General features: G+C 47.4%; 23 protein-coding genes. 15 read left to right on the top strand and 8 right to left on the bottom strand.

Features of this window, described 5'->3' with window-relative positions:
• The first annotated feature begins 66 nt into the window (after positions 1-66).
• From AC3RCI_RS22175 to AC3RCI_RS22145, 7 genes are all read left to right on the top strand, one after another.
• Entirely contained in the window at positions 67-243 is a 177-nt protein-coding gene (locus AC3RCI_RS22175) for a hypothetical protein (protein WP_492526449.1), read from the top strand.
• 125 nt (positions 244-368) lie between these two features.
• Positions 369-695, top strand: coding sequence for an immunity protein TriTu family protein (locus AC3RCI_RS22170; RefSeq protein WP_492526447.1), 327 nt, complete (start codon positions 369-371; stop codon positions 693-695).
• A 127-nt stretch (positions 696-822) separates the two neighbouring features.
• On the top strand, positions 823-1,641 hold the full coding sequence (locus tag AC3RCI_RS22165) for a purine-nucleoside phosphorylase (RefSeq protein WP_492471840.1): 819 nt from the start codon (positions 823-825) through the stop codon (positions 1,639-1,641).
• Between the two features lie 195 nt (positions 1,642-1,836).
• The gene (locus AC3RCI_RS22160; protein ID WP_127538729.1) at positions 1,837-2,166 is read left to right on the top strand and encodes a GRAM domain-containing protein; all 330 of its coding nucleotides are present in this window, start codon (positions 1,837-1,839) and stop codon (positions 2,164-2,166) included.
• Positions 2,167-2,235: 69 nt separating this feature from the next.
• Positions 2,236-2,682 carry a GNAT family N-acetyltransferase gene (locus AC3RCI_RS22155; protein ID WP_492526445.1) on the top strand — a complete coding sequence of 149 codons (447 nt, stop codon included), beginning with the start codon at positions 2,236-2,238 and terminating at the stop codon, positions 2,680-2,682.
• A 132-nt stretch (positions 2,683-2,814) separates the two neighbouring features.
• A complete protein-coding gene (locus AC3RCI_RS22150; RefSeq protein ID WP_492526444.1) occupies positions 2,815-4,047 on the top strand; it encodes an MFS transporter in 1,233 nt (410 codons plus the stop codon).
• 2 nt (positions 4,048-4,049) lie between these two features.
• On the top strand, positions 4,050-5,372 hold the full coding sequence (locus tag AC3RCI_RS22145; RefSeq protein ID WP_492526442.1) for an LLM class flavin-dependent oxidoreductase: 1,323 nt from the start codon (positions 4,050-4,052) through the stop codon (positions 5,370-5,372).
• A 132-nt stretch (positions 5,373-5,504) separates the two neighbouring features.
• On the opposite strand, the gene AC3RCI_RS22140 is transcribed toward AC3RCI_RS22145, so the two are convergent.
• A complete protein-coding gene (locus AC3RCI_RS22140; RefSeq protein WP_492526441.1) occupies positions 5,505-6,209 on the bottom strand; it encodes a DUF6199 family natural product biosynthesis protein in 705 nt (234 codons plus the stop codon).
• Positions 6,210-6,404: 195 nt separating this feature from the next.
• Between AC3RCI_RS22140 and AC3RCI_RS22135 the strand changes: the two genes are divergently transcribed.
• Positions 6,405-7,232: a sugar phosphate isomerase/epimerase family protein gene (locus tag AC3RCI_RS22135; RefSeq protein ID WP_492526439.1), complete on the top strand. Its 828-nt coding sequence runs from the start codon at positions 6,405-6,407 to the stop codon at positions 7,230-7,232.
• A gap of 144 nt (positions 7,233-7,376) precedes the next feature.
• On the opposite strand, the gene AC3RCI_RS22130 is transcribed toward AC3RCI_RS22135, so the two are convergent.
• On the bottom strand, positions 7,377-8,255 hold the full coding sequence (locus AC3RCI_RS22130) for an SDR family NAD(P)-dependent oxidoreductase (RefSeq protein ID WP_492526437.1): 879 nt from the start codon (positions 8,253-8,255) through the stop codon (positions 7,377-7,379).
• A gap of 135 nt (positions 8,256-8,390) precedes the next feature.
• Here AC3RCI_RS22130 and AC3RCI_RS22125 point away from each other — a divergent pair, with 135 nt between their 5' ends.
• A complete protein-coding gene (locus tag AC3RCI_RS22125; protein ID WP_492526436.1) occupies positions 8,391-8,849 on the top strand; it encodes a MarR family winged helix-turn-helix transcriptional regulator in 459 nt (152 codons plus the stop codon).
• Positions 8,850-8,964: 115 nt separating this feature from the next.
• On the opposite strand, the gene AC3RCI_RS22120 is transcribed toward AC3RCI_RS22125, so the two are convergent.
• Positions 8,965-10,272, bottom strand: coding sequence for a right-handed parallel beta-helix repeat-containing protein (locus AC3RCI_RS22120; protein WP_492526434.1), 1,308 nt, complete (start codon positions 10,270-10,272; stop codon positions 8,965-8,967).
• Between the two features lie 728 nt (positions 10,273-11,000).
• Here AC3RCI_RS22120 and AC3RCI_RS22115 point away from each other — a divergent pair.
• A complete protein-coding gene (locus AC3RCI_RS22115; RefSeq protein ID WP_492526432.1) occupies positions 11,001-14,531 on the top strand; it encodes an S-layer homology domain-containing protein in 3,531 nt (1,176 codons plus the stop codon).
• 310 nt (positions 14,532-14,841) lie between these two features.
• Here AC3RCI_RS22115 and AC3RCI_RS22110 read toward each other — a convergent pair whose 3' ends face one another.
• From AC3RCI_RS22110 to AC3RCI_RS22095, 4 genes are all read right to left on the bottom strand, one after another.
• A complete protein-coding gene (locus tag AC3RCI_RS22110; RefSeq protein WP_336780377.1) occupies positions 14,842-15,501 on the bottom strand; it encodes a DUF554 family protein in 660 nt (219 codons plus the stop codon).
• Positions 15,502-15,517: 16 nt separating this feature from the next.
• Complete coding sequence (locus tag AC3RCI_RS22105; protein WP_492526430.1) at positions 15,518-16,843, bottom strand: metal-dependent hydrolase family protein; 1,326 nt, start codon at positions 16,841-16,843, stop codon at positions 15,518-15,520.
• A gap of 161 nt (positions 16,844-17,004) precedes the next feature.
• Entirely contained in the window at positions 17,005-17,619 is a 615-nt protein-coding gene (locus AC3RCI_RS22100; RefSeq protein WP_492526429.1) for a TetR/AcrR family transcriptional regulator, read from the bottom strand.
• 118 nt (positions 17,620-17,737) lie between these two features.
• Positions 17,738-17,986, bottom strand: a complete 249-nt coding sequence (locus tag AC3RCI_RS22095; protein ID WP_492526427.1) for a hypothetical protein — start codon at positions 17,984-17,986, stop codon at positions 17,738-17,740.
• 281 nt (positions 17,987-18,267) lie between these two features.
• Here AC3RCI_RS22095 and AC3RCI_RS22090 point away from each other — a divergent pair, with 281 nt between their 5' ends.
• From AC3RCI_RS22090 to AC3RCI_RS22070, 5 genes are all read left to right on the top strand, one after another.
• A complete protein-coding gene (locus AC3RCI_RS22090; protein ID WP_492526426.1) occupies positions 18,268-19,302 on the top strand; it encodes an ROK family protein in 1,035 nt (344 codons plus the stop codon).
• 87 nt (positions 19,303-19,389) lie between these two features.
• A complete protein-coding gene (locus AC3RCI_RS22085; protein WP_492529973.1) occupies positions 19,390-20,598 on the top strand; it encodes an MFS transporter in 1,209 nt (402 codons plus the stop codon).
• Between the two features lie 237 nt (positions 20,599-20,835).
• Positions 20,836-21,102, top strand: coding sequence for an AbrB/MazE/SpoVT family DNA-binding domain-containing protein (locus tag AC3RCI_RS22080; protein WP_255247923.1), 267 nt, complete (start codon positions 20,836-20,838; stop codon positions 21,100-21,102).
• Between the two features lie 366 nt (positions 21,103-21,468).
• A complete protein-coding gene (locus AC3RCI_RS22075; RefSeq protein WP_492526424.1) occupies positions 21,469-24,645 on the top strand; it encodes a GNAT family N-acetyltransferase in 3,177 nt (1,058 codons plus the stop codon).
• Positions 24,632-25,510: an amidohydrolase family protein gene (locus AC3RCI_RS22070; RefSeq protein ID WP_492526423.1), complete on the top strand. Its 879-nt coding sequence runs from the start codon at positions 24,632-24,634 to the stop codon at positions 25,508-25,510. The genes AC3RCI_RS22075 and AC3RCI_RS22070 overlap by 14 nt, the downstream gene beginning before the upstream one ends.
• A gap of 246 nt (positions 25,511-25,756) precedes the next feature.
• Here the strand turns inward: AC3RCI_RS22070 and AC3RCI_RS22065 are convergent, their stop codons facing one another.
• Entirely contained in the window at positions 25,757-26,155 is a 399-nt protein-coding gene (locus AC3RCI_RS22065) for a hypothetical protein (RefSeq protein ID WP_492526422.1), read from the bottom strand.
• Between the last annotated feature and the right edge of the window lie 13 nt (positions 26,156-26,168).

Raw genomic sequence — 26,168 nt, 5'->3', positions numbered from 1 at the left:
ATGTGATAATGTAGAGCAGTAGGTTACAGTTGTGTTCTGAATTTGATCCCGAAATGAGATGAGAAGATGGACCGCATAAGGAATTACTTGTTTCTTTTTGCAGGCCATTTTGCAGCTGCCTATATGATCTTTCCTGAAGGAACTATTGCCAAATCCATGATATTCGCGGCACTGATGCTGTTGCTGAGCATGGGGATGGATTTCGTGAAAAGCAAAATGGGCCATTCGCTGGAGCAGAAGTGAGGCAGCTTGCTATTACATGTTGGTCAATGAATGACACCGATCCTCGACAGAGGATCGGTTTTTTGTGTAATGTTGAAGCATGAATGACACAAGAATGGTTAAGCCTGAAGGCGGGGTACTTTCATATGATTCGAAAACAATTTAATCAATGGGCCGAACAAAAGGCAGGCCCGCTGCGAACGCTTCATATTACTACAGAACCGGTGAACCGTGGGCATGTGAACGAACAGTATATTCCCGATCCCTCGACCGGGTTTGTTCATGAATCAGGGTGTGCCATGGGCCAAGTGATTGTCTGGGAGTCCGGACAAATGGAATACGAGGTAATAAACATAGAAACGGAAGAATTGATCTTGTGGAAGTATATAGAGCAGATTCAGGAAGAGACTCCTGATTTTGATAAGCTTTTGCAAGGTTATTTCCAAGTGTTACAGACGGGTGTTAATGCTTAACGTATACAGCGTGAGACTGTCCAGAAGTGTTGGTTGCCGACTTCCATTTACATCATGTCCATTGTTCATTACACTTGAGGTATAGTCATACGAATCCCCACTACAGATGATCAGGAGGAAACCATTCATGCATCAATCCGAACATATTCAAGAAGCTAGAGATTACATATTAAACCGAATCAACACCAAGCCTGTCGTAGGCATGATCCTAGGTTCCGGCCTTGGAGCACTTGCGGACGAGATCGAGAATGCTACAGTTATTCCCTATACGGATATTCCGTATTTTGCACAATCTGAAGCTGTTGGTCACGCTAACGAGCTGGTCATTGGCGAACTCATGGGCAAAACCGTCGTCGCGATGAAAGGACGTCTTCATTATTATGAAGGTTTCACGCTGGATGAAGTGACGTTTCCGGTTCGTATCATGAAGGCGCTGGGTGTTGAGCAATTGATCATTACCAATGCCTGCGGAGCGATCAACACAAGCTTCCAGCCAGGTCAGCTGATGCTCATTACGGATCACATTAACCTGGTAGGCAACAATCCATTGATGGGACCCAATAACGCCGAACTCGGTGTCCGTTTCCCTGACGTGTCCCAGGTATATAGCCGCGAGTTGCGCAGTATTGCCCTTAAGGTTGCAGAAGAGCAGAAGGTCAGCCTGCAGCAAGGGGTGTATGCGTGGTGGAGTGGCCCTGCGTATGAGACACCAGCCGAGATTCGCATGATTCGGACGATGGGTGCGGATGCTGTAGGTATGTCTACGGTTCCTGAAGCGATCGTAGCCATCCATGGCGGCATGAAGGTGCTGGGCATTTCCTGTCTGACCAACATGGCCTGCGGCATTCTGGATCAGCCGCTCAGTCATGATGAAGTCATCGAAGTGGCTGCAAAAGTGAAGACGACCTTTATCGGGCTTGTCAAAGGCATCCTGCAAGAGATGTAGGGAAGAGTGCGGTCAGCCTTTCCATAGTAACCATCGAAAAAGCATTGTCCATGACGGATGACCTCCGGTGGACAATGCTTTTTTGGATCATATTAGGTGCAAAAATATTCCTAAACGGGCAGAAACGACCTATAATAAGAGAGATTCAAACTGGTAGAATAATCAAGATCGGCTGATCAAAGGAGACTGACAGCAATGGAAGAATTGGGTTCAACGGAATACGTCATTTTTGAACGGATTAATGCGAACTGGTTAAGGGGATTTGAAGGCGTTGGAGGGAAGCTGTTCCTAACCAATGAACGATTGGTTTTTATCCCACATGGCCTGAATATTCAGACCGAATGGCTTCAACTTGAGATCTGGGGCATGACCAAAATTGAGAAACGTAAGACATGGGGAATCATTCCTAATGGTATTTCCATTACGATGGAGGATGGACTTGTCTTCAAATTTGTCGTTTGGAACCGTTCGAAGATTATTCGCGAGATTATACGTGCCAAGAAAATGGATAATGAATTGATGTAGAAATGTGTAAGTGGTAATACATATACGAAGAAACAGGGATTAGGAGTATTGAATACGGAGGTTGTATTAATGAACCAACTAACAATGCATCAAGCTGTGCAGGAAGATGTGGAGCGGCTTGCTGATTTGCGTGCCCTGGTTCTGTATGATGATCTGACCAGATTGGGAAGGTATGACGAGGTGAAGGTTCGGGAACGTTTCCGGAACACATTCGATCCGATCTATACATGGATTATACAGCTGGAGGGTTCACCTGTAGGTTGTGTGTCACTGAAGCCTACGGCTGAGGGTGCTCTGTTGGAGCACTTTTATATTCATCCGGATGTGCAGGGCAGGAGGATTGGAACCGAAGTATTGCAAAAGCTACTGGAAAAGGACGAAGTCAGAGGTAAACGTGTCATATTGAATGTGCTACAGGGAAGCCGGGCGAAGCATTTATATGAACGTTTCGGGTTTCTTGTAGATCGTGAAGATGAGGTAGATGTTTTTATGTCTATCCAGCTAACTGAAAATTGAGCGTTAAATGGCATAATGACAGGCCCATTCATTTAATTCTTGAATGGGTCTATTGAACATTTCTATTATACTTTCCTGCATCCGTATCCTAATATGGATAATAACCTACTTATTTTATAGGAATTATACACTATGGAGAATACCGATATGCCGGATTGGAAGCGTAATCTGTATATTCTGTGGTTGGGGCTTTTTTTCAATCATATGTCGTACACCTTGTCCGTGCCGTTCTTTCCTCTGTTTCTGCAAAATGATCTTGGAATTGAGAGTGGGCTGGAGGCCTGGTCCGGTGTCTCTATCTCGATCAGCTTTCTGATCAGCGGACTATGTGCGCCCTTCTGGGGATCACTGGCTGACAAATACGGCAGCAAGCTGTTGCTGATCCGTTCAGGTGTCGGGCTGGCGATTGCCCATTCTGCCAACTATTTTGTTCAGGATCCTTATACTTTTATTGCTGTTCGGGTCTTTCAGGGACTCATGGCAGGATTCAATCCAGCCTCGATCACATTGGTTGGCACGAATACGCCGGAGAAACATGTCGGCTACGCGCTGGGTGTCATCTCTACATCCACTGCAGCAGGCGGAATTCTTGGGCCTCTTGCTGGAGGTGTGCTCAGTCAATGGATTGGGCTGCGGGGATGCTTCATTGCCTCCGGGATCATTACACTGTTCTCGGCTCTGCTGGTTCTTGGCGTAAAAGAGTCGCGCAGATCCTATAAAGTGGCTTCCACCAGTATTCTGGGTGATCTGAAGAGAGCGGCCTCCACTCCCGGTTTAATGCGGATCTATGGACTCATTTTACTCGTCTCCACGTCCGTGCTCATTATCGAACCGGTGCTTACGCTGTATGTCGTTCAGATCGGCGGAGATGTCAGCCATGCGACACTCAGTGCAGGCATTGTATTTTCAGCCATCGGCGTAGCGACAGTCATTATGGGACCGAAATGGGGAAAGATTGGTGGCAGGGTCGGGTATGAGAAAACCTTGTTTATCGGGCTGATCGGCGGCGGCATTGGCAGTCTTCTTCAGCTAACCGCGTATAATCTCGTGTATTTTGGAAGTTTGCGATTTATCTATGGTCTGTTCTTCGCTGCAGTTTACCCGGCTCTCAATGCATTAATAATCAAATATGCGGAGCACGAATTCCGGGGCAGGGCAGTTAGTCTCAGCCAGACGGCGAGCCAATTCGGTATTGTGCTTGGACCTTTGATTGGCGGCTTTCTTGGTGGATGGACCGGCATTCCTTTCATTTTTCTGCTTACAGGGATCGTACTTCTCGGGGCAGCCTGGGTGGTAAAGGCAAGTGATATGAAGCCAATGAACAAGAGTGACCGGATTACTCACGAAAACATAGGGAGGACTTGAATGTGACGAAACGACAACTGAAATTGGGGGCCAATCTGAACGGAGTCGGGAATAGTATTTCCTTCTGGCGACACCCTGACATTCCGATTAATGCCAGTGTTAACCTTGATTTTTACAAAAAACAGGCGCGTAAAGCGGAGGAAGGCAAGTTCGATCTCCTATTTATTGCTGACGGTCTCTTTATTAACGAAAAATCCAATCCTCATTTCCTGAATCGCTTCGAGCCATTGACCTTGTTGTCTGTGCTGGCAGGAGCCACTTCCAATATTGGGCTGGTTGCGACATTATCGACTTCCTACAGCGAACCGTTTACGGTAGCGAGGCAATTTGCTTCACTGGATCAAATTAGCGGAGGACGGTCGGGCTGGAACGTAGTCACTTCCCCACTGGAAGGATCGGCACTTAACTTCGGCAAAGGCGAACATCCAAACCATGCGCTGCGCTATGAAATTGCCGAAGAGCACCTGAATGTGGTCAAAGGACTGTGGGATTCCTGGGAGGATGATGCATTTGTCGGGGACAAGGAGAATGGTGTCTTCTTCGACCCTTCCAAGCTCCATACGCTGAATCACAAAGGGAACCATTTCTCCGTACAGGGGCCGCTCAATGTGGCACGTTCGAAACAGGGTTATCCGGTCATTTTTCAGGCAGGTTCATCCGAATCCGGCAAAGACCTGGCAGCGAAATCAGCAGATGCTGTATATACGGGACATGAGACGTTTGAGGAAGCAAGGGAGTTTTACCGGGACGTTAAGGCAAGAGCGGTAGTATATGGACGTCAGGCTGAAGACATTCTGATCTTTCCGGGTATCGGTCCAATTGTGGGCAGAACAGCGGAAGAGGCAGAGCAAAAGTATCAGGAAATTGCCGGCCTGGTCAGTATTGACCACGCGCTGAATTATTTGGGACGTTATTTTGACCATTATGACTTTTCTCAGTTTCCGCTGGACGAGCCTTTCCCTGAGATTGGTGATGTGGGCAGCAACAGCTTCCGCAGTACAACGGACAAGATCAAGCAGCAGGCACGGGAAGAGGGGCTGACTCTCCGTCAAGTCGCGCTAAGAGCCTCAACGCCGCGAACATCATTTATTGGAACACCCGACCAGATCGCCGATCAGATCCAGGAGTGGTTCGAAAGCGAAGCCGCAGACGGATTCAATATTCGTACAGTTGTGCCTAATGGACTGGCGGATTTCGTGGATCTGGTTGTCCCTGTTCTGCAGGAACGAGGACTGTTCCGAACGGAATATGAGCATGAGACGCTTCGGGAGAACCTGGGACTTGAAATTCCGCGTAATCGGTACACGCTGGAACATGTGAACTAAATGAAGTAAGATGACGATGATATTCAGGTTTGACAAACTTGACTCAAGTCCCATTAATAGGGGGATAAAAAAGAGCGGTATTGACGTATTTTCAACGTCATCACCGCTTTTTTGTATGCAAATCCGCTTGGTTCAGAATGCTTTGAAGGCAATCCAGACCGATCCCATCATGACAACAATGCCGCCAATACGGGTCATCAAGTAGTAAAAGTCGCTAGGTTCGGGGTCGTTCACCCAGATCCAACGAAGGGAGATGAGGAAGAGGATATCCTGAAACCTCCTGTAGTAGAAGCTGCACCATCCAAATATCAAACCGGCGAGTGCGAGAAAAAGGTAGACAGGCTCACCTTGCGTGTGATGGTATATCGGGTAAGCAGCAGTCACGATTGTATCCGGTGAAAATTGCACTTCGTCCTCGCTAAGTACTCTCTGGTTGTTAACGTAAAAAGCGATGGAAGTCATGATATTGCCTTCTTCATCAAAACTTCTTAATATACCGCCATGGTCCTGAACCTCATACGTGTCTCCTTTGGGGTATAACACGCTATATGCTGCATTAGGTGTGGAACTGAGTTCTGTAATGATATATTTCTGATCATCGATGAATACGGTGCGCTTCTGCTGCTCCACTTGCACCTGAATGGAATCAGCCGTTCTACTCCGGTATATGAACTGGTTTTCTTCTTGTCGATCTAATAAATACTTGTTATTGTCTGCATAGAATATGTGTTCTGTGAAATAAGGCTTGGATAGGAAACCAACGATCACAGAAAGTACCAAAAGGCATGAAAAGAAAATAATGGTGGGGGACTGAATTGTCTTGAGCCATTTCGTCATCGTGTCACTTCCTTTCCACTTTTTTCTATTACGCTGATTTCGGGAAAGGGTTGCGCAGGGTTTGTGCCATAAAAGAATGGAACTTACTGGTTTCTTTTTTTGAAGCTGCTGTTATTATGAATTTATACCCTGAATTGGAGCTTGAGAGGGTGCAGCAGTCGTTGCCTATTAGACAAGTCACAGGAGGAGATTGGGATGATTAGAGGATTAACGAAAGCAGGTTTGGGGAAGATCGAGTCTGATGAACAATATATTACGAATGCGGCCAAATATGGCTTCCAGTCCGTAGATTTGAATCCGCTCTCATTGGTTCAACAATACGGCAAGGAGCAAGCCGCACACCTATTGGAAAGCAACGATATCATCATCGGTTCAGCGGATTTCACCGTGGACTGGAGAAACTCGGAAGAGCAATTTCGTGAAGGACTCAAATCTCTGGTTGAAATGGCTGAAGCCTCTGCTTCGCTGAATTGTTTCACTTGCTGCACCTATGTTCTACCCTCGACCGATCAGCCTGCAGCATCCTTTATGGCGGCGGCTACCAGACGGCTGAGGCTCTGCGCAGATATCCTGGGTGCTTACGGTATCCGGCTAGGGCTGGAGTTTGTCGGCCCCCTTCATTTGCGGACCCAGTGGAAGAATCCGTTTATTTGGAGTGTGGAGGACACCTTGGACTGGATCGAGACCATTCATGCTCCCAATGTAGGATTGCTGGTGGATTCCTATCATTGGCATACGCTTGGTTTGAGTATGGAAGAGGTGCTGCAATTGAAAAGGGAACAGATTGTTCACGTTCATATCAATGATGCCTCTGATCTGCCAATTGAAGAATTGCTTGATAATGAGCGCCTGTATCCAGGCGAGGGAGTCATTGATCTGACGGGTTTTCTGAAAAACTTAGGGGCTATTGGTTACACGGGCGTTGTATCTCAGGAAGTCCTGGCACCTGCATCAACACTTGATTCAAGCGAGCTGTTTGCCAAGTCGAAAGCAGGCTTTGACAAGGTGTTTGCGGAGTTATAAATGGATGGAACATGGCCCGTACACGATGTATGGGTCTTTTCATTTTTCTTATATAGAATTTACCCTAACCAAGGTGGAAGTGAAGTATTGTATAAGCATTCGTAAGGGGCAAATTGGCCCCTTACATCTATCACTAAGCTACTTTTAATCAAGCAAGCCGCGTTCCTTCATCAATTGATGCGTTACCGCCCACAATTTGTGTTGCATTCCGGCATCTCCGCCTGGATCCACAGGAGTAATTGCTGCCCCGCTTCCCACATTGAAATAACCTCCCGAAACCTTTCCAAACTCGGGTTCCACAGCGAGACGAGTCATGATGTCCGCGCCACGGCGTGGGTCGCCGATGTGCAGAAACGTTAAGATGCGCTCAAGTACACTCGCGAACCACAGCTCCCGTCCAAGACCAGTGACATTGAAACCTGGATTCAAGGCATTCACACTAACCCCTGTCCCTTCCCATTGCCTGGCTAGTTCGCCAGTAAACATAATATTCAGCAGTTTGGTTTTGCCATAGATCCGAGAGGAGCCGCGTGCAGTAAAGGAAGTGGTATCCATCAAGTCATCTGGCAGCACCAGTTGGCCATGATTCCGAGAGGCTTCAGATGCAACGTTTACAACACGGGCATGGCCGGACTGAATCAGGGAATTGCGCAACGTATGCGTTAGCAGCCAAGGGGCCAAATAGTTCACGGCCATCATCTCGGCAAATCCTTCAGAAGTCACCCTCTGTTCAAACGCATGGAGTCCGGCATTATTCAAAAGTACATCGATACGTGGATACGCTGCGGCAATTTCAAGCCCAATACGTTTTACATCACTTAGCAAGGATAAGTCTCCGAAGAAAAAGTGGATATTGGCAGAGGGCACGATTGCCCTGATTTTGTTTCTGGTAGCTTCGGCGCGCTCTTCGCTTCGGGCCGTGAGTCCAAGATGTGCACCGCGTTTGGCAAGCTCGATGGCAGCAAGCTGCCCCAATCCGCTTGTTGCTCCAGTGATTACGATAATAGACTGTGTTGTTTTCATAGTGAAGTCTCCTTTTGACACGAACAGAGTTGAAAGATATAATTGACATAAATCAACTATATATTTTAATTGATATTTGTCAACTATATATTCCGAAGCCTGTTTGGATGTATCGAGGAGAGGGGAACAACAACAATGACTGAACATGCAGCCAAAACAAAAGACAGAGAAGCCCTGGAACTGGCGCTTGGTGAGCAGATCCATGCCCTGATTAGTGCTTCACATGCACTCAATGTTCGGTCTGCCGAGCGATTTGATGCGACGTTGCAGCCTGCTGCTTTTCACCTGGTACGGTGGCTGTACTCTTATGGTCCTACAAGTGCCGCAGCTTTGGCAGAAGCAACTGCCATGGACCGCAGCTCGGTAAGCCGACTGATTAAGCAGCTGGAAAAGTCGGGATATGTGAGCAAGGAACAGGACCCCGATGACAGGCGCGGTGTTTTGCTGTCTCTGACGGAGCTGGGTCAACAATCAACGGTTGGCGCGCTGAAAGAGAAGGAGTCGGCCTTTTATGACCGCATATCCAGCTGGGATGATGAAGAGCTGGGACGTTTTACCACCATGCTTCGACAGTTTAACGGGTTGGAGGGGTAGTGTGGGGGATGTAGCGCAAATTGTGTTGATATAAACGTAGTCATTGTAAAAAAATCAAAAGGTGATATCCACATTTCCTTGGACATCACCTTTTGGTCTACTGAAAAACAGAATCTTACTTATCGGCAAGGTATCCTAAACCATGTTTGAATAAAGGACTCGTATCTACAGGAAGCATGAACGTGACATCAGGTAAACTGCCGTCTGTTTTTCTAGCTGCCGATAATTGAGTCGTATCCAGACTTACAAAATCCTCTGAGGTGAGCTGAAGACCGCCATCAATGGTCCAAGAATTATTGGACACATTTTCAATAGGGTGGTTATCGTTTTTGATGGTTGTCCCCATGAAGGCAATGTTATTATGTAACACTTCCCTGTAACCAGGAATGTTGGTGATATCCGTTGGACTAACGCGCTCCAGCATATCATAGTTGGCCCGCCGGTTATTGTACGCGGTGTTATTGGTCCAGTTAGCGGATTGTCCTGGCTGATGATTCGCATAAAAGCCATTCGCTCCGTTATTCACGGCAAGTGAATATCTAACGGTATGTACAGGCAGTGGATCTGGAATGCCGGTTGTCCGGTAGGCGTATCCTCCGACTTTGAATCCGTTCTGGTCGCCTACGCCATTCTGGTTGCCTCTGTTGTTAAACGACCAACAATGATCGTACACCACAGGTCCCTTTGAACTGATACTGTCAAATCCATCATCACTGTTATTCCAGGCGCGGGAATTAATGAACGAGACCGCTCCGCCATGAGCTCCGAAGCCATCTGTATTCCCGGCAGATTCATCCGTTGGGGCAATATTGTCATAAGCATCTGAGTTAAGAACAGTTCCTGTTCCATTCCCCGTATAGTAAAAACCAATCGCTTCATTTCCGTAAGCGGCCATGTTCACGAAGTCGGCTTGTCCTCTAATTCTGAAAGCCTCCGATTGAGGCTGCTCCCCTACTTTAACACCAGTGACATCGAATCCCTGGAAAGTGACTCCCGTTGTCCTGTCTTCAACAAAGAATGCAGCCACACGTAAATTAGTTGGGACATGACTGAAGTCAAAAACAGGTCTTTCACCCGGATATGCCTCGTAGGTAATTCCATTTTTGTTAAAGGCATGAACGTAATTATAATTACTATCCGTATTGGCGATTTCAAAATCATCGTAAACTCCGCCGCGGATATAGACCGTATCGCCGGATGAAGCCAGGGACTGGGCTTGCATCAAGCTCTTCAATGGCTCATTTATCGTTCCCGCATTGGTATCATTGCCGTTCGGAGAGACGTAATAACTCGTCGCACTTGTTGTTGCAATGGTTCCTTCTTTCCTTGAATCCAATGTATCTCCAGTTGCCATAACAGAACTTGTCATAAACAAGGCTGTAAGCATGGAATAGATAATGAATAAACTCCCGAGTTTTCTCACAATGCTTTTCTCCTTTTGGATCAATCAATGGTTTGGTGACGTCTTAGCAACCATGGCGCATGATTTTTATCGGTCCAACGTATAGAGATTTTTATAAAACAACGATGAAATAATTCTTTTGCAGTACGTCTTAGGTATAAAGTAATGGTGTTATAAGAAAGCTTTTGATGGGGAAAGTCAGCCTCTGTTGAAATTAATTTTTGCCTCTTCATATGTAGTAGAATTGCCATTGGAATTGACGTCCCATTAACAATCTTTTTACATAACGGGAGATGTAAAACTTAAGTCAAATGATGCTTTAATCCAAGTATCGGTGGGACGTAGAGCGCATAAATATCCCTGAAATGGATGGTAGGTATTACAGTGTTTAGAATCATGTTCACGTGACGATTTTTACATAATTCTTCAGCTTGACCCCGTCTATCATGTAATCCTCACAAAGCTCTTCCTGTCATCCACAAGAGTGGTGAAAGTTTCCTGAATGGTGAACAAACTTTGAACGTTACAAGGAGCCGAAACGTGCCGTGTTTAATCATTTTGACTCATAAAACGAGAGATTTATAGAGCATACATCATATGCATACAGCAAAATAAAGCTTTAATAGAACGTAAACGAATGCAGCTCTATGTAAAATTTTTAATAGGCGCTTTCAACGCGTTGACCCTGCCCTCAAAGTCTCATATATTTACTCCCGGCACAACAACACAGAACGGGTGGAGGGATCAGGTTGTTCAACAAAAAAGGAAAGAAAATGCTTGCTATGCTTACTCTGATACCCCTGGCTACAGGGATGGTCATGGGAGCGTTTCCTGCGGCGATTACTCATGCAGCTGCGGGAGATAACACGCCAGTCAACAGCACGGCTGCAGGCTCTTGGCAAACGGGGGATTTGCACGTACATACATTTGAATCGGACGATGCGCAGAATTCGCTGGAGAACGTCCTGGATGCGGGTTTGACGCAATATGGGCTGGACTGGATCGCGCTGACGGATCATCTGCGGTTATCCAAGCGGGATCACAACGGAAATGAAATTCCTGGTGGGTCCATTCCGATGTCGGTGGGGATGAATGAATATCAGGTACCACAGATCAAGGCACTACAGGAGCAAGGCAAATATGAGGGCAAAACGATTTTCTCCGGCTTCGAATGGGACATGCCGACGCATGAACACGTCGGAGTGGGCATTCTCACCGATGAGCCGAATTCGACCGAAGCGCTTGAAGCTGCCAAAGAATTCGAATATCGTTTTACCAATCGCAATGCGAGTCTGTTTGATCCGGCGGATGTAGCGGCCTGGGATCAGGAAGGTGGACGTGCCTATACGACACACCAGGATGCTTTAACTGCCATTGAATGGCTAAAAACCAACTATCCAACAACGAGCTATGCGATGATCAACCATCCTTCTCGTGGCAAAAATAAATATACGATTGCGGACTTCCGCGATTTCAATGATCTGGCGCCACAAGTGTTATTCGGTATCGAAGGTATGCTGGGCAACCAGATGGAACCGGATCGTGGTGGGTATAACACAACCTACAACGTATCTAATCCGACGGCAGACGATGGGTACAAATACCGTACATATGGCGGTGTAGACTACATGGTGGCCAAAGTCGGCGGACTGTGGGATGCATTGCTTGGAGAAGGGCGCCACTTCTGGAACTATGGTAACTCGGATTACCATTTCAAAACAATTGGCACGAATTCCAGTGGTTACTTCCCTGGGGAATATGCCAAGACTTACGCGTGGATTGAGGGCAGCGGAATGCAGGCGGTACTGGAGGGACTTCGTTCAGGAAAATCCTTTTCCGTATTCGGTGATCTGATCAACGCCCTGGATTTCACCGCATCCGGAGCAGGTGCGCAGGCTGAAATGGGTGAGGATCTGAACGTGACTCAGGGCGATGAAGTGGAGCTGAAGATCCGGTTCAAGAGCCCAACGACCAGTAACAATTATGAAAAGCCAATCAACAGCGGTATATCGGCTGGACAGGTACCTGTGGTCGACCACGTTGACCTGATCGCAGGGGATGTGACAGGCAAGGCCGAGAAGGGTACAGCCGCATATAACAAGGATACCAATGATTCCACCCGCGTGCTGGCTACCTTCACATCGGACGATTGGACGACAGATGCCGAAGGCTACAATGTTATCACATATAAGATCAAAGCGACGGATCAAGACCAGTATTTCCGCTTGCGCGGAACGAATCTGGAGATGAACGTTCCAGGTGAGACAGTGAATGGCGAACCACAGCTGGATCCGAAGAACACGACTTCTGATGCAGAAACGCGTTTTAACCAAATCAATGACAGCAACTACCGGGATCTGTGGTTCTACTCCAACCCGATCTTCGTGAACGCGGCACCTTATAGTGATGTGCAGGCTGTAAATGACACGCTCCAAGCGATTGATCTGGGAGACCTGAACGCAGTTACTTCCGACCTCACTCTTCCGGTTGAAGGGAAACATGGAGCGACAATTACTTGGTCCAGTTCCAATCCGGAATTGATCGATAATCAAGGCAAGCTGCTGACACAACCGAATAACAATGAACGATTGGAACTGACGGCAACGGTACAACGCGGCAACGAAACTCAAACGAAAGTTTTCACTGTCATCGTAGAGGGCACCAATAATCAGGTTCTGGTACTGAAAAGCAATATGACGACCACAGACGGCCAGCCGTACCATACGGATACATGGACGAATCAGTCTGTAAACGTTAGTGTAACCAGCGCGGTTTATGCACCGGCTACTTCGGCGACCATTGAGCTGTCCCGTGATGGAGGTCAAACGTATGGCCCTTATACCGAGAATACGTCTCTGGAGATTGCTGAGCCTGGAGAGCACAGCCTGTTGTTCCGAGCCACAGACGATCTGAACAGTGAGTATACTTTACCGGTGGTTGTCAAAATCGACCGTGAAATTCCGGTTATTACGCTGCAAGGCAGCAGTCAGATGACACTGAACGTGGGGGATACCTACAGTGAACCTGGAGCATTGGCATCCGACAATGTGGGGATCAGCGGTTCCGTGCAGATGGAAGGCACCGTGAACACACAAGCAGCCGGAATCTATACGATTCGTTATAACGTAAAAGATATCGCTGGCAATGCAGCAGCAGAAGTCACACGTACTATTACGGTACAAGCCAGTTCGAACAATGGCGGTGGATCAGGCGGCGGTAATGGAGGCAGTACCGGTGGCAGTGCCGGAGGAAGCACGCCAAGCGTACCGACAACCCCTACCGTTCCTACAACACCATCCACTCCGGACACCGGATCGGATTCCTCGACTGAAGTGAAGGTTGAAGTGGAAGCGAATCAGCCTGTACAGACAGGTATTAAAAACGTGGTGGAATTCAAAGCTCCGGCTGGAGCTGTTGGGGAAAAAGATACTATACAGCTGTCCGTGATCGCACAGGACAAACTGCAGAATACAGCTTCGCTGAACGTGCTGAGTCAAGCGGTACAGATTAGCCGCACAGGCGGACGGACATTGAACCATCAGGCAGAGTTGAGCCTGAGTTATGATCCGGCAGGTTTGGTAAGCGGAACGAAGCCGGCAATCTATTATTATAACGAAGCTCGTCAGAGCTGGGTATTTGTCGGCGGGGAAACGAATGCTGCTGGAACCATTACGGCGAATGTGAATCACCTGGGTACCTTTGTAGTATCCAGTTACACACCTGTGAATCTGACGGATCTGAACGGACATTGGGCATCTGATTATGCGGATCGTTTGATGGGCATGAATGTGATCCAAGGGTATGCCAATGGAACTTTCCAACCGTCCAAGGAGATTACCAGAGCTGAGTTTGTCACATTGCTTAGCAAAGCATTGGCTCTCCAAACGGTAGCGTCCACGACTTCATTTGCAGATGAGGAAGCTGTACCTGCATGGGCGAAGTCCGAGATTGCAGCTGCCGTGCAAGCCGGTATAGTGACAGGCTATGGAGATAATACATTCAAGCCTGATCGCACCATTACCCGTGCCGAGATGGCTGTGATGATGGCAAAAGCACTGAAGTTGAGTGATGTGCAGGCGGGAACGAACGGTGAGAATGCCAAACCAAGCTTCACCGATGCAGCACAAACGCCAGCTTGGGCACAGGACGCCATGGATGCAGCTGTACAAGCTGATATTATTAATGGTTATACCGATAATACGGTTCGTGCGGAGAATATGACGACCCGTGCGGAAGCGACAGCTATGATTTACAAATTGCTGCTTGCGATGCATCTGTAAAGAATAAATGTACTTGTAAAGAATACTTATAAAAATGAGGACTACCACTATTGTGGTAATCCTCATTTTTTCTGTATCTTTAAGAGCAAAATCACAATATAAACAAGCAAAGTAAGTACAAGGGCTGAACCCAAATAAAGGCCAACAGTACCGATGGCAATGATGACGTAAGTCACAATTAAACAAGCCACGTACAACGATAAGATCTTTAGCAATTTTATTATAAATTCCTCCTAGATAGTAGTATAAGACTTACCCAATAGGATAAGCCTCTTAAGTTTCGCTGTCTACCAAATAATTACATACCATTTTATAACACAAAAATAGGAATAAATAAGGCCGGAAGCAGATTCAAAACTTTGATCTCCGTAATCTTCAGGACGTTCAATCCGGTGCAGAGCGCCAGAATACCACCAATCAACGTGATTTCGTTAATGATGTTGGCCGTCATGTATACGGAGATAAAGTCAGCCGAGAAGAAGACCAGAGCTTCAATGACAAATAAAATAATCGCTGAAAGCATAATGCCAAAGCCGAAGGAGGAAGCCAGAATTAGGGCCGTAATGCCCGAGAAAATGGTATTGATCTGCAAAAAGGTGTTATCTCCCTGCAGTGCACTTTGCAGCGGTCCGAGAATCGGTATGGACCCTAAGCATAATAAGGAGATTGCAACCGTCAATCCTTCATTTAGTCCATTGGACGAGAAACGGGTCATGATCCTGGACAAAATCTGATCGAAATTAATCAGTTGACCGATAATGCCGCCTATCGTAAGAAAGATAACAAACATCACCTGATACTGGCTCGTAGAGATGCTGTTGATGGTAGTGCTAATGCCGATGATGATAGCACTGATCCCAATGACTTGATACAGAATGGCTTTATATCCGTCATTGACAAACTTTTTAGTGATCGCTCCAAGGGTACTTCCGAATACAATGGAAAAGCAATTGACTAATATTCCTAACATGATTTCACTCCTGAATTCACCAAACCGAGTTTAGAACATCGTCTACTTGCTGTATTCTCGTCACAGATGGTGATTGAATTAGATTTCCTTTGACCATGACCATGCGTACACAGGATAGTGCTTCAATATTTTCCAACGGGCTTTGGTCCAGCACGATCAGATCTGCCTGTTTTCCAATATCGACCGTACCTGTAATCTCTTCAATACCCAGGATCTTCGCGTTGGTTCGGGTCACCATATCGATCAGCTGCTTGTTGCTAAGGGTAGTCTGTTTGAGGTAGTAATCCATCTCTCTCCACATGTCATAGTGAGTCACGTACGACATGGCGGCATCGGTGCCAAGACCGATGGTAATGCCATTTTCGATGGCCTGCTGCGCACCTTTTAACATGGATGTATACACGAGTCTGGCGTTTTCTTTCACGGTTGCACTCACCTTCGTTACGCTGGTATCGAGCAGAGCAGAGGGATAAGCAGCTAGAAAGGTAGGAATGAGCGCAGTATAGCCATTCAGGGCATTTGGATTGTTTTTGAACAGGCTGATAATCTCGTCATCCATCTCGGAGCCGTGCTCAATCGTATCCACGCCGCCTTTTAATGCAACTCTGACACCTTCCGTGCTTTCCACGTGAGCTGCCACCCGCAGCCCGATCTTGTGGGCTTCATCGCAGATTGCGGCAACTTCCTCTACCGTCATCTGCAAACGGCCTGCTTCGCCGACCATTTTGGCATCCGTCACGCCGCCCGTCACGCAGATTTTGATGAGATCCACGCCGTTCTTGACATTGATGCGTACATTTCTGCGTGCTTCCCAAGGGGAATCCCCGACGAGAGCCAGGAAAGGAGCACCATGACCTCCCGTCACACTAAGGAAAAATCCAGAGACAAGCAGATTGGGACCAACGAATTCACCGTTATTAATTTCATCCCGTAATTTTACATCGGTATAGAAGAATTCACCGACACTGCGCATCGTGGTTACGCCCGCGTGGAGTGCGGTCAGGGCATTGCGTTTCATTCGTTTTTTCAGAACGTTTTTGCCGAATTTCGTGTTCAGGATTCGATCATAGGCGAATTGCAGCATGCCTTCGCTGACCGACAGGCTGAAGGGCTTACCATTCGCAAAGAGATGAACATGAGCGTTGATCAAGCCAGGCATCACATATTTTCCCGATAGGTCGATAACCTCATAGTGGCTCGGAATGGCCAGTTCACTTGATTTTCCAATCCCCTGAATCAGCCCTTGCTCATTGACCAGGACGGTCATATTTTTCTCCAGATCGCGATTAAGGTCTCCATGAATCAGATGGCAGTTCTTTAATGCATAAGCTGTGTTCGTCATTGGGTGTTCCTCCTTGAAATGAGCATCGAATTTAAAATTGAATTATTAATTCATTTTTGAATCAAAAAAAATAAGGGGGGGTAAATTAGGCATTTTTTTGGCGTGCGGACCAAGTACTTTTGTTGACCTGGTCTGCACGCTGTGCCAGCTAGGCATATAGCTTATTCGCTCAAACTCTTCATGCCGTATAACCGGTATACATATAATGCTTCAAAAATCTGCTTGCGGCTGTCCTCGCTCATATCCCGTTTCAATAAATCCAGGTTCATGTCGATCACATTGTGAGCAAGGATATCGAGCAAGACCAGGTGTTCTTCCATTCCAATCTCGTAATGTTTGTACTGCTTTTTGAGATAGGCTTTCTTGGTTTCGATCATGGTCTCGACGAGCTCGTTCTTGGCGTTGGTGTAGATCGTTCCTTTGTTCTTTTCGAAAATGATGATGATCTGGTTCCGGTATTTGCGCAATACATCAACCTGTTCCTGTAACAGTGCCGATTTCCTTTCGCTCTCCGTTTCCGCCTCGAACAGGTTCTGGTTATCGAAGTGAATGGTATCGACCAGCACTTTTTTCAGGTAATCCACCAGATCCGGTGGCACGACCGCGTAGAACAGATCTTTTTTGTTTTTGAAATACGTATAGATGTTGCCTACCGAAATATTGATTTCATTCGCAATGTCGCTCATTTTGGCATCCACAAAGCCCTTCTCATAGAACACCTTCAGCGCTGCGTATTCAATTTCTTTCCTCACTTCGTCTTTCTTGGCTTGCACCATTGAGAACGACTCCTTAATAATGAATGAGTGATTCGTTATTAGGTTATTCCTATTTAGTGGGTTTGTCAATGGGGACGAGAAGACCATGAAGTATACGTTATTGCGATCGGGTGGATTGTCAGATGCGCCAAGGAATCTGTGGAACTTTATATCGAAAAAAGTGGTTTTCATCTTTTTTAACATAAATCCATGGTGGTGGTATTGGAGTACCTTTTGCTTTGTACAGGGCTTTGCCCTCGTCACTGGATGCATATTGTTCAAGACTAAGAGTATCTTCAAAACTTACTGTTCCTTGGTAAGATAATCTCTTGCCTTGTATTGCTATATCAGGTGCATCTGAAATCATCCTACATACTGTATTAATCAATCCGATTCTCCCCGAAGACCAAATGAATAATTCACTTAGCAATATTAGGCCCACCCACCAAAATAATCGAAAGCATAAAGCGTCCCTTTTTCCTCATCGTCTGTGTCTCCTTTGACAATATACTATGATGTATCAACCCTCTCTCTAATAACATTAACATTGTTCCCGCTTTCAATTAAGCATTGACTTTCCCCGGGTGTCCCCCTAAACTTCAATTATTAAAATACTTTTAAAAACACTCCTTCGAATGATATTCCCATGAAAGGAGGGTTCAATTCTACATGCAGCCTACATCACACAACACACAGCAGGTGAAGCGAATTAATGTGGAGCTGGTGAAGAACACACTTAGATCAACGGGTGTGGGAACGAAGTCTTCCATTGCGAACCTAACAAAACTCAGTGTTGCTACCTGCGGGACAATTCTGAACGAGCTGCTGCAGACGGGGGAGATTATCGATCTGGGGCCGGATGAATCTAGCGGGGGGAGACCTGCGAGCAGATATCAATTCAATGCGGACTATGCCAGCGTGCTATGCGTGTTTATTCGAACAGAGGGCGGTGTTCACTCGATCACGCATCTTCAGGCTAATCTGAATGGCGAGATAAAGGATGAGCAGACGCTTATTTTGGATGAGATTACCGTGGCTACAGTGGAGGATCTGATTGCAGCTTTGATTGAAAAGTACAACAATGTGCAGGCGGTCGGGATCGGCATACCGGGGGTGGCGCACAACGGAATTATTGGCATTTGTGATGTGCCAGGTCTGGCAGGTCAGCCGCTGGGGCCGTGGCTCAAGGAGCGATTCGAAGACGTTGAAGTCACTATTGATAACGACATGAATCTGACGGTGTACGGACTGTACAACGAGCAGCATTTTGAGGAAGAGAAAAACTTTGCGGTGGTCACTTTTCCAAAAAATCATTATCCCGGGGCAGGTTTCATCATTGATGGTCACCCGTTGAAAGGGAACACACATTTTAGCGGCGAGGTATCCTACCTGCCTTTTGGGGTGTCATCCGAAGAACAGCTTCGGATGCTGCAAACTCCGGAGGGACTGCATCAGCTTGTGGTCAAAACGCTGGTATCCATCATTGTCATTATTAACCCGGCAGCGATCGTCATTACAGGGGACACGATGGACTCTGGTATGCAGCACGATCTGATCCAGGGTTGCCTGCAAACCATACCACAGGAGCACATGCCACAAGTCATGATTCAAAATGACACACGGCGTGAATATATTACCGGCTTGGTGGCTGTCACGTTGGAGAGCTTAACCTACCGCATCCAGTTAATCGAGAAAAAATGGTAGATCATATGTGACGAATCGTTTATTTGTCTTATACAACAGGAGGTACTTATTTTGGAGCAGCAAGCGAGTAAAAAGAAGTTTAATAAGATGTATGCCATGCAGCTGGCGACGATCTTTATTGGTTTTATCGTGTTTGGCATATCGGAAAATATTAAAGGACCAGCGATTCCGCGCATTCAATTCGACTTCAATCTGGACGAGAAGCAGCTCGGAACGTTGTTATCCCTGAACGCATTGGGGTACCTGATCGCTTGTTCATTCACGGCCATCCTTGTCCGCAAATGGGGCATTAAGGCGGTTAGCATAATCTCCTTTGCCTCCATGATTCTCTCGGGTGTGTTCATTTATTTATCCCATACATATCCGCTCTTTGCTTCATCGTATTTCTTCATGTACATCGGTAACGGCATGCTGGAGATTGCGCTCGCGATTCTGGGTGCTCGGATCTTTGTGAAAAATACAGGTACAATGATGAACCTGTCCCATTTCTTCTATGGTCTGAGTTCTACCGTAGCTCCGCTGCTGGCAACGGGCGTCATGTCACTGACGGTATTTGGGCATGAACTGGACTGGCGCGGCATGTATCTGGTCATGTTATCCCTCTGCCTACTGCCTATTATTGCGGCGATGCTTAGTTCGTTTCCGGGAGATGATCTTCCGCATGAAGACCGGGTTTCCCTGAAGATGCTGACACGGGATCCGGCCATCTGGATGATGGTGCTGATTCTTTCTTTTGGCGTGGTATCCGAACTGGCCGTGGGCGGCTGGCTTGTAAACTTCCTGGAAAAGGCTTATACATGGGACACCGTGAAGGCTTCGGGGATGCTGTCTGCATTTTTCCTCAGCTTCTCGCTCGGGCGTCTGCTGCTCGGTCCGCTTACGGACCGGATCGGTTTTGTACTTTCATTGATTGTTTTCTCGGCTTTCTCCGCTATCTGTACGTTCGCGGCCATCGCGGGCGGTGAGGGGCTGGCGTTCCTGTTTGCCGTGTCCGGTGCAGGTATTGCGATGATTTATCCAACCGTGATGGCATTTATTGCGAAAAGGTATCCAAACGGAAGCGACACCGCCATTACGTTTGCGGTTACGCTGATGGGGGTCGGCAGCGTCATTGGTAACTATGCGATTGGCTGGGTTATTGAAGGCGTGAAGAACGCGTATGGTGCCACTACTCCGTTGGGGCTGCTTCGCGGTCTGCAGGCGGGTTATGGGTTCATCGGTTTATGCGCTGTGATCTGTGCGGCGTCGGGCGTGGTGCTGTTTGTGTATCTGAAACGGAAGCAGGAACTGATTTAGTAATTATTCTATTTAAATTAATTATGTGAGATAGCATAGGAATCCTCGATGGAGTTAAACGGGGATTCTTTTATTTATTGATTCTGAGATACATGATGCTATTATTTTAGCTAGCCGTAGAAGAAATATAATTTTCAATTTACAGACGGATGCAATGCAACTTTTGGTGTTTTATAGAAAATATCGCGGGGCGAGGTATAATTGGAGCAACTATCAAACGAAAGGTATGAGATTGCCATGACTACAGCCATACTTAGAAAATGGGGAAATAGTATCGCAATTTGTATTCCTAACCAAGTACTTAAACGTCTTAATCTGAAGGAAGGTTCGGAAGTTGAGATTTTAGTGACGGCAGACAATGAATTGTTGTTGCGCCCAAAAACCAAACTGACCAATTACAAGGAAGAACTGCGCTCTCATCAAAAGACTCTGCTCTCTAAAGTGAAAGAGGATAAACGACATGATGAAATAGACTTTGGCACGGAAGGGAACGAATTGCTTTGAGTTCCCAAACGAGATCCCATACTTAAATTCACGTCTATCTCAATGACGTGGATTTTTTTGTTATTATCCCGAAAGGAATTTTCGAACTCTTCTGTTCTAGTTTTACCTAGTTTTAATAAAGCAACGAATTATATTGTTTCGATATAGAATTTGGAATTTATCCGGTGATTAAATGCATTTAGTAGACACTCCTAGTGAAAGAAAGATTTTTAATCCTCTGAAAATGTTTCCCATTTATAGTATGATCATACTATCGATAGCTTCTGCAAACACGTACTCTATCATCTCTGTGGCTATCGGATATATTCGGGTCATCACGAACGAGTACGTAGACCACCCTATACATAAAGCAAAGGGGATAGAGACATGGCAATAACCTCAAATCTAGAACAGATCCGCATTATTGAATACGATCACTCCTACGCTGCCGCACTCGCAGACATGTGGAACCGGAGCAATGAAAGCTGGGGAGGCGGGACGAACCAGAGAACAGAAGATACCGTGCGCCGAGAGATGGAGAGTTCGTCCAATCTGCATGTGTTTCTCGCAGTTCATGAGCATGAAGTGGTTGGCTTTTGCAGCTTTGCCCACTACCGTTTCGATGAAGGGGCGCTGTATGTGCCGTTATTGAACGTGCGTCCTGATTATCATGGCCATAAGGTCGGCCGCAATCTGATCCTGAACGCCGTTCGCAAAACCGTGGAAGCGGGGTGGCCCCGCCTCGATCTGTTCACGTGGGCAGGCAACACTAAGGCCGTGCCGATGTACAAGAAGTGCGGTTTTTTCTGGGAGAAAAAAGAGGACAATGTGCACCTGATGAACTTCATCCCAACCGTCTTGCAGACCGAAGCGCTCGCTCCATACTTCGAGGTGTTGGATTGGTATACCGATAGTACGCGTGAGCTCGTCATTGAGCCGGATGGCCGGCGGGAGCGAGGCTTTGATTTCTTCGATTACACTTGGAAAAGGGGAGACATTTCCTTGCGCGCCGAGTTCGAGAAGTCCGGTCGTGGCTTGACCGCACTCGACACGCCAGATTACGTAATCTCCACAGAGATCGATGACCATGATCTGGTGTTTGGCTCCACATACAAGGTTCGCTACCGAATCAAGAACTGCTCAGCATCTGAGCTGACGTTTGAAATCAAAGGGCAGGACAACAAAAATACTCGCTTTGCTCTGGACACTACAAGAGAAGTGGCTCCGGGAGAGGCGATCGTTGTGGAAGGCGAGTTTCATCTGGATCCGGTCACAGAGGAACAGAACCTGATGAAGACCCACCCTGTTGTCGCCAGTACATGGCTGATTGGAGGCAGGAAAGCGGAGTTTCGTATAGGCGTTGCACCGAAGTTTCCAGCCAAGCTGAACCTGGTGCTGCCCGTGAAGGAACTGTACACGGGTGTCCCGGCAGAGCTGGTTCTGAACGTGGAGAACAATTATGATGCAGAGGCCGAGTTTGCTTTTGACCTGCCTGAGGATGAATTCCTGGAATGGACAGAACCTTCGGTACGCCTCACCGTTCCTGCGAAGGGTAAAGCTTCGATACCTGTATCCTTTATCCTGCGCTCGTATGGACTTTATTCGAGGAAGGTGGAGGTGACAGCTGTTCCGGCAGGTCACCAGCCAGTCGTTTTCACAAGCAAACTTTCCGTTCTGATGAAGGGAACCCAAGGGCGTTATGGCGGAGAGCACGGGGATCAATGGGTAGCTGTGAATGGCGCATTCTCCCTTCATATGAGCAGACAGGATAATACGATGTGGATCGAGTATCCGGGCTCTCACCATACGTTCTGGTGGACCTATCCGAAGCTGGGTAAGCCGTTTGCCGAGGAGTTTTCCAAGAAACAAGCCAAAGAAGTCAACATCTACCCCGAAGGGGACAGTCAGGTTTTTGAAGCTCTTTATGAATCGGAGGACTTTCCTGGGTTGCAGATCAAGTCTGTGGTCCATTTGTTTGCCAGCGGGATTGCGGAATTTAACCACGAAATAATCAATACGCGCAGTACAGATCTGGAAGAGAATGTAAGTTTGATGACCAACTTCGGATTCTTCGGGAATCGGCTAATTTTGCCGTATCAAGGTCGGTACGTGGACATGGGTGATACGTATTCCAGCGATCCGGGCCATTGGGATAGTGCCCAAATCACGGAGAACTGGCTTTTCTGTAAGGAAGCGTACGGAGCATGTGGTATCTATTGGGACCCTTCACTGAAGCTGCTTCGTCCGGAATATACACTGGGGCTGGAGCATGACCTTGGCAGGATGCAGGCAGGGGCTACTGTACAGACCAAGAAGACTGTATTTGCGTTGAACACTTTCGTGAAGTGGCAGGATTTCCGTTCTTTTGCACGTAAAGAGCGCGATCGGATTGTACCTGTGCTGGATGACCATCTCGAACTGGCTCTGGGCGGTGGTAATCCATTTGAGGGAGGGAAGCTGCAGGCCGAATGGATGGAGCGAAAAATGATACCACTAGCCGGAAATCTGGAGCTGTATGCGCAGAACGGTGGTGCATCGGAGTTTAAAGTTGCAGATATGGAATTAAACCGGGAGCAGGACCTTCGTTCTGTACAGCTGGAGTTCTCCCCTGAGGAAACCGTGTCAAAGGAAAACAGTGAACATGGCTGGAAGATTCGAGCCGTATATCGCGGGGAGGATCGGATACAGGAACGGACCGCTCTCTGGTTTCCGAAGACGCAATCCGCCGTTGACTGTGTGATTGAAGAGGGTCCGGCAGGTCCGGTGTACACGGTGAGCAATGGAGTTCTCTCGATCGCAGCAGCACCCGGGTTCGGAAGTGTCGTGCATTCCTTGATGTATCAGGGAGAGGAATGGCTGGACAGTTCGTATCCGGAAGCTGCCCCACGTTCCTGGTGGAATCCATGGTACGGCGGGCTTGGCGTGGGAATCCCGGGTATGAATGGTTTTAGCCGTCAGCAGGAGCACCGAAGTACAGTGTGGACGGAGCAGAAGGATGATCACGGAAACGTCTGGACAGGAATCTGCATGACGACCCGGATCGAGAAGCAGGAAGCGAATCGGGGAATCACAGTACAACAGCGTTACCTCATGCTGCCTGGGGTGCCTGTTCTTTGTTCTCTGCATTCGGTGACGAACGAAACCGGGTTGACGCAGGTGAATTACTCGCTTACCGAAGATCACTTCTTCAGGCCGTCACCCATCTTTGACGAAGGCTGGCTGGAACATCCTGAGCAAGGACGGTTCTCCTTGGGTAAGGTGGATGCAGGTCTTCAATTGAAGGGAATCTTGCGAGTAGGTGCGGTTTCACGTAAAAACATGCTGCATGCCGTAGATGCCTATCCCAACCATAATCCGTCGGTATATGTGAATAACCAGGTACTCAGCCACAATGTGCATCAACATCTGCCGGTATCCAATGGGGAGACTGCCTGGATGAAACCAACTTATCTGGTCTTAGGGCAGATTCCTCTGCATGCGGAAGATGTCCGCAGCCTGTTGAAGCTATCTTTTAGGAACACGACTGGTGTAAAGGTAAAGGAGAACACTCATGCCGATCATTGATATTCACATTCATCTGTCTGACATTGACAGCTTCCATCGAACCGCGATCGATCTGTCCCAAGTCGATTACTCTGCCGCAGGCCTTAAGGCGGAGTTTGATAAGAACGACGTTATTCTCGGTATTGGCATGGGAGTAACCGAGCAGACCAAGGGAGCCTTTCCGGACTCCAGTTCACCGAACCCGATGGGACTTGATCTGGAAGAAACGGTTCCTCCCTTTCTGATGGAATGCGTAGGCGTCAATCCGAACCGGCTTGGCGATGAACACGCGCAGGACGAACTGGATCGCATTGAAGCAAGGCTTCAGGCTCCTGAGGTAGCAGGTATCAAGCTGTACGCGGGGTATTATCATTACTATGTCCATGACAAGATTTACACTCCGATCTATGAGCTGGCAGCCAAGTACAAGATGCCCGTCGTCATTCATACGGGGGACACCTACTCCATGAATGGATTGCTGAAGTATGCCCATCCGCTGACTGTGGATGAGCTAGCTTATCAACAGCGAGGAGTGAACTTCATGATCTGTCATTTGGGTGATCCCTGGGTGTTGGATGCCGCCGAAGTGGTGGCGAAGAATCCTAACGTATATGCCGATTTGTCCGGCCTTGTGGTGGGGGATCGTCCTCATTTTGAACGATTCATGAATGAACCGCTGTTCATGGATCATTTCCGCCGGGCGCTGGTATATTCCGATCACTACGAGAAAATGCTCTTCGGAACCGACTGGCCGCTTGCGCCGATCGATCTGTATGCCGAATTCATCCGCAGGCTTGTGCCGGAGCAGCATCATGACAAGGTGTTCTATGAGAATGCATTCCGTTTATTTCCACGCATAGAGCAGCGAATTGCACAGCTGGGTTAAGAAGAACAGTTCGAGGATAATATTTATAAGAGGGTAAATATTCTGGATACGACGTTTGCGGTCACTGTTAGCCAACGATCACAGAAAAGCTCTTGCCACATTTATGGCAGGAGCTTTTTTTTACTAGAAGGATTTAATATAACGTTAACCAAGCAATCTCCTTATAGAACAATCGGCGCCCCAACCGATCTGAACAAGAGCACTTTTCTGCCACAGGGAGAATCAAGTTGCGTTAGCAGATTTCATTTACATACGAGCCTTTTTGGCAGGAATTCGAATGGCCGATGGCTCTTCCTTGGGACGCTTTAAATACTCTTTGCTCGGCTTATGCAGCAGAAGGAACGGGATGGAACATAGATATAACGTTTGACCCCAGGTGGGAGGCAGGGCTATGCCCAGCAGTAACGCCAAAATCAGCGCAATTATAGTTCTGGTGTACCTACGTTGGGAGATGCAAACCACGATCCAGATCGCGGGAAGGCCAAGCAAAATAAACCGGGTGATGGCATCCGCTAGTACAACAGGAGCGTTATCCAGTGTGCCGCTGAGAAACAAGGAGATTGCTTTCAAAAGGGAGTACCCCTCATAGACAACTTTGAGGCAGAGTAGAGAGTAAAAGGCATTAAACCATTTTGGCATTTTCATTCTAATCACAGAC

It is taken from the genome of Paenibacillus sp. MT124 (genome assembly GCF_058792755.1).
This window is presented reverse-complemented; position numbering and strand designations above follow the sequence as displayed.